Raw genomic sequence first — 12505 nt, 5'->3', positions numbered from 1 at the left:
CGGCGCGCCGACGAGGCGGCGGACGAAGCCGAGGACACGGCCCGCCGCACCGGCTGCACCATCTCCGCACCGCCCCGCAGGACCCCGTACGGCGAGGCCCCGCACCACCCCGGCCTCCACGGCGGACCCGGCACCGGCACGGCCGTACTGGCCGCCGGCCGCCCGTACGCCGTCCTGACGGAGGGCGGCTGCGACGAGGAGGCCCGCGAGCAGGCCGAGGAGGCCCGCGCGGCCGAACGCCGGGCCTACCTGGAACGCAAACGCGCCGAGGAACCGGAACGCGCCCGGCGGGCCCTGGAGGACAGGAAGCAGTGGCCGGACCCCGAGCGCAACGCCACCGGCGACCCGCGCAACTACAACCCGCCGGACTGGGCCGACGACCTCGACAGCCGCACGTACGGCGACGCCGACCAGGGCGACGGCTTCTGGGCGAGCCGCGACCGCAACCCCCGGCCCAACTGGCGCAACGAGTCCTGGCTGCGCTACCAGGAGCAGATCACCGGCACGCAGCGCGGCTACGAGTACGTCGTCCCGCACACCGATCCGGACGTACCGGACGTCGAGTTCGACGGCTGGGACTCCTCCCGCCGGACCTACCTGGAGGCCAAGAACGGCTACGACAGCTTCCTGGGCGCCGACCGCACGGAACTCACCCCGTCGGGCCGGGAACGGCTGCTGACCGAGGCCCGCAGGCAGGTCGCGGCGGCGCGGGGCAAGGACATCGAGTGGCACTTCTCCAACGAGGAGGTCGCCGACGCGGCCCGCGACGCCTTCGAGGACGCGGGCCTGGACATCGAGGTCGTCCACACGGTGCCCGGACCGATCGCGGGCGACCGCCGCCCCGAGGCGTTCGACTGACGGGGCGGCAGACCGCGTACGACCTAGGGTGTGAAGCGGGCACGGGAAGAGAGGGAACGGGACATGCGACGCGTGGTGCGGGGCTTCTGGGGCCCCCGGCAGGAGTCGGCGGAGGAACTCGCCGCACGGTGGAGCACGATGCTGGACCGGTTCGCCCGGCTGCTGCCACAGGTGGCGGGGACATGGCGCACCGCCCCCGCGTCCGGACCGGCCGAGGTACTCCAGCCGGACGAGCCGTCCCTGCTCACCGCCCTGCGCACGGCCCGGACGGTCGACGGCTGGTCGGCGGCGGACGGCACCTCGCTCCGACTGCTCGCCGAGAACGCCGCCCCCGGCTGGAAGGTGGAGATCGCCGCACTCGCGGGCGGGACCCCGGAGTACCTGCTCCAGTCACTGGTGACCACGATCGTGTCCCCCGACGGGGCGCCGGACCTCCCCGACGCCGAACTCCTCACCGCCGTGGCGGAGTCGTGGCACCCGGACTACGGAGACGTGAGCGACCGGGCGGTGACGTCCGCGCTGAAGAAGGAAGCGGGCTTCAGGATCGGGACGCCGTCGGTCGGCTGGGTGGGCTACCTGTCCGCCGGCCGAGCGGCCCGTACACCCGCCGCTTCGTTCCCCGGCGGCAGGACGCTCCCCACCGGTGGCGTGCTCCTGACCATCGCACCCCCCGGAGACACGGCGACCGTGGTCGAGGCGTACCAGGCCCTCCGGGACTCGGGCGCACTGGAACCGCTGCCCCACCCCATGACCAGGCCGGCACTGTGACGCCCCCCGCGGGCGCGCCCTTCGACCTGCCCTCCGCCGTGTCAGTCGTCGAGACCGCCCTGTCGTCCCCCCTCCCGGCCTCCGGCCCCACCACCGACGAGGGCGAACCACTGACCGGTGAATGGACATCGACACGCGGCGAAGGCTTCCTGCTCCTCCCCCTCTGGCGGAGCACCCCCCTCACGGGTGTGTACGGCCGCGAATGGAGCGAGGCGGAGGAGAGGGCGGAGTCGCACCTGGCCGCACTGACTTCGCACCTGGACGCCCACTGGGGCCCCCACCGCACGCTGAACATGCGAGCCCCCCTGCTCCGACGCGGCTCCGACGAACGGGTCCCCGAACCCTTCCGCACCCTCTCCGCCAAGGACTGCTACGGCGACCTGGCGCTCTGGGGCCCGCTGCCCACCCGGCTGCCGTCCCCCCGCTGGGCCGCCCTCTCCCTCAACCAGTCAGACGGCGATGCCCCCTTGATCCTCACGGCCCTGATCACCGACCACCCGCTCACGGAACCGCCGGACCCCGCAAGTTGACCCCGTTCACTCTGGTGCCTCGACTTGCGCACCGGATAGCTTTGACTTCGCTGAAGCCAAGCCTCGCCCTACTGGGAGCCGACTGTGACCCGCCGCCCCACCCTGCTCGCAGCGCTCGCGCTGACCGCCACCGCGGCCCTGACGCTGTCCGCATGCGGAAGCGACGACGACAGCCCGACCAAGGACAACGACAAGATCGCGGGCGCGGACACGGGGGGCGAGAAGTCGGCCTCCCCGAGCGAATCGGCCCCCGCCTCGGCAGACCGCCCGAAGATCGAGCTGCCGTCCGACCTCTCCTACACCTTCGACTGGCCGAAGACAGGGGACAAGGAGAAGGACGCGGTCCTGGCGGACACCGAGCAGTTCATCAAGGCCGTCGACATGGCAATCGCTGAACAGGATCCTCTCAATGAGGCCTACCGCTTCTACTCGGAAGGTGAGGCTGCGGCCGGTAGTCAGAAGTTCGTGCAGGAGTTCGTCGACTACAAGGACCGGATCACCGGCGCCAAGCGCTACTACGACGCGAAGGTGAAGGTCAACAGCGACGGTACTGCGGGTCTCGTTTACTGCGAGGATCAGAACAAGGCTCACAACAAGAGCCTCAAGACCGGTAAGACACAAACGACTCCGGAGTCCGGGGACAACTACGTCCTCTACAACAGTCGGCTTCGGGTCAACAAGCAGGGCGTCTGGATCACCGAGACGCTGACGTCACAACGGGGAAGTGCTGTATGCCAGTCCTGAACTACCGTCATTCAGTGGTGGTCGCAGTCACGGCGGTGACCGCACTGATACTTTGTCCGGGACAAGCATTCGCCGGCTATGGCCATGGTGGCAGTACCAACGGCGGCGAAACGCAAGTTGGTGGCGGGAAACAGGACGACAGCATCTCCGCCACGGCGGGAGCCGTGGTGTTCAACCGGTCCAACAATGGCTCAGGCCCGAAGGCCGGCCCCGTGGCGTCTGCCACCAACTGGACCCCGCCCGCATGCTATTACGCGCCCAAGTACACCCCGGAGCAATTGCAGGAGTACCTGGAGCCGATCTGGGAGGCCGGGTCCACTGGTCATGAGTGGGACGCCCAGCAGCGCGACCGGTATGTCGAGGGCCACCCCTACAAGGACTTCAACAAGGACAAGACCGGCGAAGGCTACTGGTGGGACTCCTATGTCACGCCCGGTCGGGAGGGCGATCCGGGCGCGCTGGATTGTGACAAGCCCACCTTCTGGGTGGACGAGAACGACGACCCGCCGGCCGATATCCCGCAGGCGATCACCACGGAGGTCCTCGCGCAACTCGCCTACGCGGAGATCCGTGTTCCCACGACAGAAGTGGATCTCGCTCCGAATGGGACAACCAAGGTGAATCTCCCCACCTGGGCGTGGCTGGATGCGGTGGATTTCAAACCGGTGTCGGTCACGGCTTCCGTTCCGCTGCTGGGCATCCAGGCGACCACGACGGCCGAACCGGTGTCCGTTCAGATAGATCCGGGCACGCCGGATGCCGAGACCTACCCTGCTTCCGGAGTCTGCGAGATCCAGAACGGACGCATCGGCGAGCCGTACGCCAAGGGCAAGGCGGACGAGACGCCTCCATGCGGGGTGAAATACCTGCGCTCCTCAGGCGGTGACTCGTACCGGCTCGAGGCCACGGTCACCTGGAAGATCCACTGGACGGGTACCGGCGTCGCCGGCGAACAGGACTTGCCGGACGGCACGTTCGGTGGAGAGCAGGAAGTCGTGGTCCAGGAAATCCAGGCCATCAACCGCTGACCCCGAGCTTCGCCCTGTCAGGAGCCGATTGTGCACCGCCGCCCCACCTTGCTCGCAACGCTCGTGCTGACCACCATCGCGGCCCTGACGCTGTCCGCCTGTGGAAGCGATGACGGCGACAGCACCGCCAAAGACAGTGACAAGGCCGTGGACACGGGCGGTGAGAAGTCGCCCTCCCCGGGCCCCAGCGCGTCGGACGCCGACGGACGCCCGAAGATCACCTTTCCTTCCGACGCGAAGAATGTCTTCGAGTACGAGAAGACAGGCAACGCGGCGAAGGACACGGCCCTCGCGGACAGCACGCTGAGTGTCAACTCCATCGATGAGGCGATCTTTGAGGGCAGCACGGACACCGAGGCGCTCGGCTTCTACAACACCGAGTCTGCTCTGAGCGCCTCGATCACGTATGCGCTCCGGTACATCAACGAGGAGGAAACGTGGGTCGGCGAGACTCGATACTTTGATTACAAGGTGAGCCTGTCCGGGGATGACGGGGCATACGTCACCTACTGCTCGGACGAGAGCAAGTCGTTCATCAAGGACAAGAAGACCGGAAAGGTCGATTACACGCCGACAACGGCGAACGCTTACGTCCTTTACAACACCAAGCTCGCGAAGAACGCCGAGGGCGTCTGGCAGACCACCGACGTCTCGTCGAATCGGGGGGACAAGGCGTGCCAGCCGTAGTTCGATTTCCCTTCCGGGGGCACGACTGCCGGGGGAAGCCGGAAGCGCATCCAGGGATTCGTCGATCACAAAAGTGGTGTATGGGGCACCGGGTGCCTGACGTCTCCGAGAGGGGAGCGACAAGTGCCGGCTCTGAGCCTGGTCGCGTGAGGTGGTCTTCGGTGAGTCGCCGGCCCCCTGCCGGGGGCCGCCGCAGCCGCCTCTCCGGTCGTGCGCATCCGTCCCACCAGGAGCGCGGATGGCTCACGTCAGTTTCAAGAGCCCGTCCCGGGTGTAGGACCCACCCATGACCACACTTGGCGCAGTCTTCCGTCCCCAGCTCGCCCCCGAAAGGCTCCGTGCCGTCGCCGAGCTCGCCGACGAGGTCGGGCTCGAGGAGCTCTGGTTGTGGGAGGACTGTTTTCGGGAGGGTGGCATTTCGACCGCCGCTGCCGCGCTGGCGTGGACCGAGCGGGTCCGGGTGGGGGTCGGGCTGCTGCCGGTGCCGCTGCGGAACGTCGCCATGACCGCCATGGAGGCCGCCGGTCTGCACCGGATGTTCCCGGGGCGCGCGATCCTCGGCGTCGGGCACGGGGTGCAGGACTGGATGGGGCAGGTCGGGGCGCGGGCCGAGTCGCCGCTCACCCTGCTGCGGGAGCATCTCGTCGCGTTGCGCGCCCTGTTGGGAGGGGAGAGGGTCACCACCGAGGGGCGGTACGTCAGGCTCGACGGAGTCGCCCTCGACTGGCCGCCGCAGGGGCCGGTGGAGGTGCTCGCCGGTGCCACCGGGCCCCGTACCGTGCGGCTCACCGGGGAGGCCGCCGACGGGACCATCCTCACCGCCGACACCTCGCCCGAGGGGGTGCGGCAGGCGCGCCGGCTCATCGACGAGGGGCGGGCCGCGACGGGGCGCACCGGCGGACCCCACAAGGTCGTCGTCTATCTGCTCGCCGCCACGGGGGCCGGGGCCGGTGAGCGGGTGCGGGCCGATCTGGTCGCCGAGGGGGTGGACGGGGAAGCCGAAGTCGGGGTCGCCGGGGACGCGGGGGCCGTCGCCAAGGCCGTACAGCGGCTCGCCGAGGCCGGGGCCGACTCGGTGATCCTCCAGCCGACCAGTGGTGAACCGGACCCGGAGGGCTTCGTGCGGTTCGTGGCTGAGGAGGTACGGCCGTTGGTGCCGTAAAGCCGGAGGACAGGCGGTGGCCGCTGCGTGCATGATCGGTGCATGACGGAAAAGGCGGCCCGCCGCACCTTCGACGACCTGGTCGCGGAAGGAGCCTCCGTGCCCACCGAGGGGTGGGACTTCTCCTGGTTCGAGGGGCGGGCCAGCGAGGCCCGGCCCTCGTGGGGATATGCCGGGGCGATGGCCGGCCGGCTGGGCGGGGCCGGTGCCGTGCTCGACATTCAGACCGGGGGAGGGGAGGTCCTGGACTTCGCCCTCGCCAACGCCCCCCGGCGGCCCCGGCTCGCCGTCGCCACCGAGGGGTGGCCGCCCAACCTGGCCAAGGCCACCGCCCTGCTCCGGCCGCGCGGCGTCGCCGTCGTCGCCTCGCCCGAGGACGCGCCGCTGCCCTTCGCGGACGGGGCCTTCGACCTCGTCGTCAGCCGGCATCCCGTCGAGGCCCGCTGGGAGGAGATCGCGCGGGTGCTCGAACCCGGTGGCGTCTACTTCGCCCAGCACGTCGGACCCGGCAGCGTCCACGAGCTCGTCGAGTACTTCCTCGGGGCGCAGCCGGACGAGCGGCGCGACGCGCGGCATCCGGACCGTGAGCGGCGCGCGGCCGAGGCCGCCGGGCTGGAGATCGTCGAGCTGCGGGCCGAACGGCTGCGCGTGGAGTTCCACGACATCGCCGCCGTCGTCCATTTCCTGCGGAAAGTGATCTGGATGGTCCCCGGGTTCACCGTCGAGGCGTATCTGCCGCGGCTGCGCGCCCTGCACGAGCGGATCGAGAGCGAGGGGGCCTTCGTGGCCCACAGCACCCGGCATCTCTTCCACGCCCGCAGGGGCGGAGCCGGCCGCGCCCCGCGTCCGTGAGTTTCCTCATCGTTATGGGGTGCGACTGGTCCGCGGAGCAGGGCATCGCATAGGTTCGGACCAAGGTGATTCGCGTCGGCAAAGCTGCGCGGGGCGTCGGTACCGCGCAGTGGAGGGGGCTGCGCGGTGTCCGATCCGGCCTCCTCGGGTCAATCCGGTGTCCGCGCCCGGGTCACCTGTCGGAGGGACGGCCGGAAGTGTGGTCATCCGGTCGGCGGATGGTGTCACATCCGGCACAGGACCCCCTCACCACTCGATTTTCGCGCGATTTCGCCGGTTTTCAGCCACATCGAGGCCCTGAACGGTGCCTTCCGGGGCCGTCTGCGCGTCGTCGGGCGGTTTCGGAGAGTAGTTGTGGCGCGCCGATGTACGCAGCATCACTTACGAAGGGTTATGGTGGAAACCCCCCCTCGGGCCGGTCCGTCTCCCCCCCACGGACCGGCCCGTTTTTTCTTGGCCCCGCGGCGGGCGGGACGAGCGCCCGACGGGACGGTGGTCCGGGCAGCGGTCCGGGACGGCGGGCAAACGCAACCACCCGGACTTCCGTCCCGGGCTTTGGGGGCCTCCGCCCCGGCAGGGGTACGCTTCGCCTTCGGGGACCGCCATACGGACAGGGGTCGCCCGCGGCCGAGACCGGGCCGCCTGCCGCGCCACGCGGCGGGGAGCGCCGCGCCTGTCCGATCCGTACGGAGGGGCTGACGAACACGTGAACCTGCGCGACAAGCTGCGGGGCCTGCTGGTCAGGCTGTACGCACGCCGGGTGGAAGGCCACCTGGACACCGCTCAGGTGCCCAAGCACATCGGCGTCATCATGGACGGCAACCGCCGCTGGGCGAAGGCCGCGGGTTCCAGTACCGTCCACGGCCACCGGGCCGGCGCGGACAAGATCGGGGAGTTCCTCGGCTGGTGCAGTGAGACGGACGTCGAGGTCGTCACCCTCTGGCTGCTGTCGACGGACAACTTCGACCGGCCGAAGGAGGAGCTCGTCCCGCTCCTCGGCATCATCGAGGACGTGGTGCGCACCCTCGCCGCCGACGGACGCTGGCGGGTCCATCACGTCGGCACGCGCGACCTGCTGCCGTCCGGGATGCAGACCACCCTGAAGGAGGCCGAGCAGGCCACCGCGGACGTCGACGGGATAGTGGTCAACGTCGCCATCGGGTACGGCGGCCGCCAGGAGATCGCCGACGCGGTGCGGTCCATGCTGCTGGACGCCCACGAGCAGGGCACGCCGATGGACGAACTCGCCGAGGCCGTCGACATCGACATGATCGGACGTCACCTCTACACCCGCGCCCAGCCCGACCCGGACCTCGTCATCCGCACCAGCGGTGAGCAGCGGCTGTCCGGATTCATGCTCTGGCAGACCGCGCACTCGGAGTACTACTTCTGCGACGTGTTCTGGCCGGCCTTCCGCAAGGTCGACTTCCTGCGCGCGATGCGCGACTACGCCGCCCGCCACCGGCGCTACGGCGGCTGAACATCCCGCGCATCCTCCGCAGGTCACACGGAGTTCACCGGCGCGCCGTCATATGCCGTGGCATGGCGGCGCCCGTTCGAGGGCATAACCCAGGCAGGTCGACACCCGAACCACGGGTGTCGGATCTCAGCGGGCGGCGCAGAAGCCGTCCGCCCGGGAGGCCCTTTGCACCAGCCCGACCGTGCGGTCACGGCACGGAAGAAGCGGCGGAGGGCCGGTTTTCGGCCCGCTGTGCATGAGGGCCGTCGACCGGTCCAGTCCCGCCTCGTCGCTCCCCGACCTCATCCGAGGGGGTACGTCCTTCCGTGGTGACCAGCGCAAAGCGCCACAAGCCCGACCGGCGCACCTATGTTCTCGACACCAGTGTCCTGCTGGCCGATCCCAACGCCCTGAGCCGTTTCGACGAGCACGAGGTCGTGCTCCCCATCGTCGTGGTGACAGAGCTGGAGGCCAAGCGGAACCATCCCGAACTCGGCTATTTCGCCCGGCAGGCGCTGCGCCTGCTGGACGACTACCGGGTGCGGTACGGCCGTCTCGACGCCCCCATTCCGACCGGGGACCTCGGCGGGACCGTGCGGGTCGAGCTCAACCACTCGGACCCCAGCGTGCTGCCCAGTGGCTACCGCCTGGGGGACAACGACTCCCGCATCCTCGCGGTCGCCCGCAACCTGCAGGCCGAGGGGTTCGACGTCACCGTGGTGTCGAAGGACCTCCCGCTCAGGATCAAGGCGTCCTCCGTGGGCCTCCTCGCCGAGGAGTACCGCGCGGAGCTCGCCATCACGGACTCCTCCGGCTGGACCGGAATGTCCGAACTGACCCTGCCCGGCGAGCAGGTGGACGTCCTCTTCGAAGAGGGGCACGTGTATGTGCCCGAGGCCTCCCGCCTGCCCGTGCACACCGGGCTGACCATCCAGTCGGAGCGCGGCAAGGCGCTGGGGCGGGTCACGCCCGAGGGCAACGTCCGGCTGGTGCGCGGCGACCGGGAGGCGTTCGGCATCAAGGGCCGCAGCGCCGAGCAGCGGATCGCGCTCGACCTGCTGCTCGACCCGGACGTCGGGATCGTCTCCATGGGCGGCCGGGCCGGCACCGGCAAGTCGGCACTGGCCCTGTGCGCCGGCCTGGAGGCGGTGCTGGAGCGCCGTCAGCACCAGAAGGTGATGGTCTTCCGTCCGCTGTACGCGGTGGGCGGGCAGGAGCTCGGCTATCTGCCGGGTTCCGAGGCGGAGAAGATGAGCCCCTGGGCGCAGGCGGTGTTCGACACGCTGTCGGCGGTCACTAGCCGGGAGGTCATCGAGGAGGTCACCGCCCGCGGCATGCTGGAGGTCCTGCCGCTCACCCACATCCGGGGCCGCTCGCTGCACGACGCGTTCGTGATCGTGGACGAGGCCCAGTCGCTGGAACGGAACGTACTGCTGACCGTTCTGTCCCGTATCGGGGCCAATTCGCGGGTCGTCCTGACCCATGATGTCGCCCAGCGGGACAACCTGAGGGTCGGCCGGTACGACGGTGTGGTCGCCGTCGTCGAGAAGCTGAAGGGGCATCCGCTGTTCGCGCACGTCACCCTGACGCGGTCCGAGAGGTCCCAGATCGCCGCGCTTGTGACCGAAATGCTCGAAGACGGGCAGATCTGACCCGCGGTATCCAACAAGAGTCGGTTACCGATCGGTTGGCGCCGTCCGGAAAGGCGTAGAGCCTAGCCGGGCGGCGTCGGCGCGTGTGCGGCTTTCCGGGATTCCCCGGGGCCAAACGAGGTGTGAGCTTTCACACGCAACGGAGAATTGCCTTGCGGCGTCGGGTTACGGCAGAGTCTCACTCCTGTCAGGCCCCGCATACGGCACATCTGTACCCCCAGCGGTACGGCACCACAGTCTCAACTCCATAGCGTCGTCGTATGCCGCCCGAGCACCACGCGGCGCTCCTCCCGCAGGAGTTGCCCACCGGGCCCGTGCCTCCCGTGACCCGTAGTTGGGGAGGCCAGTGCCAGGGGCACGATTGCGTCCGCGAGGGTCACCGAAGCGGGCGATGCTGGAAGGAAACCGTGTGAGCCGGATCTCGGTCCGGGGATTCGCAGTGGCTTCGGCCACGGCGGTCACCGCTGTCGGAAGTGTCGTCGGCGTTGCCTCGGGCAGCACCGCGCAGAACAACGACGCCGAAGCGACGGCAAGCGGGACCACGCTGCTCGCGGACATCCCCGCGGGCCAGCAGGCCCAGGTGCAGACCGCGTCCCTGACGCAGCAGGCCGAAACGATGGCCATCGCCGCGGACGCGAGCGCCAAGAAGGACGCCGAGGAGGCCGCCCGCAAGGCCGCCGCCGACACCGCGGTCGCGAAGAAGAAGGAAGCGGACGACAAGGCGAAGCAGGCCGCCAAGGATCGTGCGGAGGCCAAGGCCGCCGCCAGCCGCTCCGCGACCCGCGACGCGTCCAGCTTCCCGGTCCAGTCCTCCTACACGATCGCCGAAGTGCAGGCGATGGCCCGGCAGATCGTCCCGGCGGACCAGTTCCAGTGCTTCAGCACCATCGTGGACCACGAGTCCAGCTGGAACTACATGGCCGACAACCCCACCTCCGACGCCTACGGTCTGATGCAGGCGCTCCCGGGTTCCAAGATGGCCTCCGCCGGAGCCGACTGGGCGACGAACCCGGCCACCCAGATCAAGTGGGGTCTCGGCTACATGAACGAACGCTACGGCAGCCCGTGCGAGGCCTGGACGTTCTGGCAGGCCAACCACTACTACTAGGCCGACCGGGAGTCCGCCGCCCCGGCCCCGCTCAACCACGGCACAGCCCCACACCGTCCTACGGTGCGGGGCTTTCGCCATGTACGGTCTGACCGACGACTCCAGGGGTGAGTGGTGGGGAGAAACGGGGGAAGAGGACGGATCATGTCGCGAGTGCCAGGATGGCTCGGCCGGGTCGGAGCCGGGCTGACCGAGGTCAGCAGGAGGTTGGAGGAGCGCCGCGCCGAGGTGGAGCGGGACCGCCCGTCGGACGCCGACCCCGAGCCCGGACGGGTGAAGACCCCGCCCCCCGATCCCGAGCCGCCGCTCGAGTTCACGACCGCCGTCGTCCCGGCCCGCCCCGATCCGGCGCAGGCCGTGCCCTGGGGGGTACGGGTCGCGGCCGAGGCCGGCTGGCGGCTGCTGGTGCTGGCCGGCACGGTCTGGGTGCTCATGCGGATCATCAGCGCCGTGCAGCTCGTGGTGCTGGCGTTCGTGGCCTCGCTGCTGATCACCGCGCTGCTGCAGCCGACGGTGGCGCGGCTGACGCGGCTGGGCGTGCCGCGCGGGCCGGCCACCGCGCTCACGGCGCTGTTCGGGTTCGTCGTGATCGGCCTCATCGGCTGGTTCGTGACCTGGCAGGTCATGGAGAACATCGACCACCTCTCCGACCAGATCCAGGACGGCATCGACGAGCTGCGCAACTGGCTGCTGAACAGTCCCTTCCACGTCACCGACAAACAGATCAACGAGATCGCCAAGAACCTGCGGGAGGCGGTCGGCGCCAACACCGAGCAGATCACCTCGGCGGGTCTGGAGGGCGTGACCGTCGTGGTCGAGGCGCTCACCGGCATCCTGCTGGCGGTCTTCTCGACGCTGTTCCTGCTCTATGACGGCAAGCGGATCTGGCAGTGGTCGCTGAAGCTCGTCCCGGCCGCGGCCCGTCCGGGTGTCGCCGGGGCGGGTCCCGCCGCGTGGCGGACGCTGACGGCGTATGTGCGCGGCACGGTGATAGTGGCTCTGATCGACGCGATCTTCATCGGCCTCGGCATCTACTTCCTCGATGTGCCGATGGCGGTGCCGCTCGCCGTGTTCATCTTCCTGTTCTCCTTCATCCCGCTCGTGGGTGCGGTGGTGTCGGGAGCGCTCGCGGTGGTCGTCGGGCTCGTCACGCAGGGCGTGTTCACGGGCGTCATGGTGTTGGTGGTGGTGCTGGCGGTCCAGCAGATCGAGGGGCACATCCTCCAGCCGTTCATCCTGGGGCGCGCGGTCCGGGTCCATCCGCTCGCGGTGGTGCTGGCGGTCGCCTCGGGCGGGATGGTGGCCGGTATCGGGGGAGCGGTGGTGGCTGTGCCGCTGGTCGCGGTCACCAATACCGTCGTCGGCTACCTGCGTGCGTACACGCACGAGACGGCCGCGGTCCAGGCTCCCCGGCCGCGGGGGGCGACGGCGATGTCCGAGCCGGACGCCCCGCTGCCGGCGGTGTCGGAGGCCCGGCCACCGGCACCGGATGCGGAGGGGCGGCCGGGGGACGCCGACGAGGAGTAGGCGCGAGCAGCGCCGTACACCTACGACGCTGCCCCCGCAACTGCGGCCAGCCGCGCCGCTCCTCCGCGGGCGCTCGCCCCGCCCGGCCGCGGGCAGTCGTGCCGCCCTGGGGGTACCTCCCAGGCCCTTG

Annotated in this window: 12 protein-coding genes; all 12 read left to right on the top strand. The window is 69.9% G+C overall.

Features of this window, described 5'->3' with window-relative positions; genetic code table 11:
• Positions 1-858: Tox-REase-5 domain-containing protein (locus B7767_RS02115; protein WP_218775766.1), on the top strand; the 858-nt coding region annotated here is incomplete at its 5' end.
• 63 nt (positions 859-921) lie between these two features.
• A complete protein-coding gene (locus B7767_RS02110) occupies positions 922-1626 on the top strand; it encodes an Imm52 family immunity protein (protein ID WP_085570583.1) in 705 nt (234 codons plus the stop codon).
• Positions 1623-2156, top strand: coding sequence for a hypothetical protein (locus tag B7767_RS02105; protein WP_085570582.1), 534 nt, complete (start codon positions 1623-1625; stop codon positions 2154-2156). Before B7767_RS02110 ends, B7767_RS02105 begins: the two co-directional genes overlap by 4 nt.
• Before the next feature lie 84 nt (positions 2157-2240).
• Entirely contained in the window at positions 2241-2900 is a 660-nt protein-coding gene (locus B7767_RS02100) for a hypothetical protein (RefSeq protein WP_085570581.1), read from the top strand.
• Positions 2888-3928 carry a hypothetical protein gene (locus B7767_RS02095; RefSeq protein ID WP_085570580.1) on the top strand — a complete coding sequence of 347 codons (1041 nt, stop codon included), beginning with the start codon at positions 2888-2890 and terminating at the stop codon, positions 3926-3928. Before B7767_RS02100 ends, B7767_RS02095 begins: the two co-directional genes overlap by 13 nt.
• 27 nt (positions 3929-3955) lie before the next feature.
• Complete coding sequence (locus B7767_RS02090) at positions 3956-4615, top strand: hypothetical protein (protein WP_107485746.1); 660 nt, start codon at positions 3956-3958, stop codon at positions 4613-4615.
• A gap of 286 nt (positions 4616-4901) precedes the next feature.
• The gene (locus tag B7767_RS02085) at positions 4902-5777 is read left to right on the top strand and encodes an LLM class flavin-dependent oxidoreductase (RefSeq protein WP_085570578.1); all 876 of its coding nucleotides are present in this window, start codon (positions 4902-4904) and stop codon (positions 5775-5777) included.
• Positions 5778-5819: 42 nt separating this feature from the next.
• Positions 5820-6629: a class I SAM-dependent methyltransferase gene (locus B7767_RS02080; protein WP_085570577.1), complete on the top strand. Its 810-nt coding sequence runs from the start codon at positions 5820-5822 to the stop codon at positions 6627-6629.
• Positions 6630-7335: 706 nt separating this feature from the next.
• On the top strand, positions 7336-8109 hold the full coding sequence (locus B7767_RS02075) for an isoprenyl transferase (protein WP_085570576.1): 774 nt from the start codon (positions 7336-7338) through the stop codon (positions 8107-8109).
• 305 nt (positions 8110-8414) lie between these two features.
• On the top strand, positions 8415-9740 hold the full coding sequence (locus B7767_RS02070; protein ID WP_085570575.1) for a PhoH family protein: 1326 nt from the start codon (positions 8415-8417) through the stop codon (positions 9738-9740).
• 409 nt (positions 9741-10149) lie between these two features.
• On the top strand, positions 10150-10848 hold the full coding sequence (locus B7767_RS02065) for a transglycosylase SLT domain-containing protein (RefSeq protein WP_085570574.1): 699 nt from the start codon (positions 10150-10152) through the stop codon (positions 10846-10848).
• Positions 10849-10992: 144 nt separating this feature from the next.
• On the top strand, positions 10993-12375 hold the full coding sequence (locus B7767_RS02060; protein ID WP_085570573.1) for an AI-2E family transporter: 1383 nt from the start codon (positions 10993-10995) through the stop codon (positions 12373-12375).
• Positions 12376-12505: the final 130 nt, after the last annotated feature.

The sequence above is a fragment of the Streptomyces sp. 13-12-16 genome (assembly GCF_002114215.1).
Taxonomy (GTDB): Bacteria; Actinomycetota; Actinomycetes; order Streptomycetales; family Streptomycetaceae; genus Streptomyces.
Note: the sequence above shows the minus strand (reverse complement) of the source record. Positions and strands in the feature narration are given on the sequence as shown.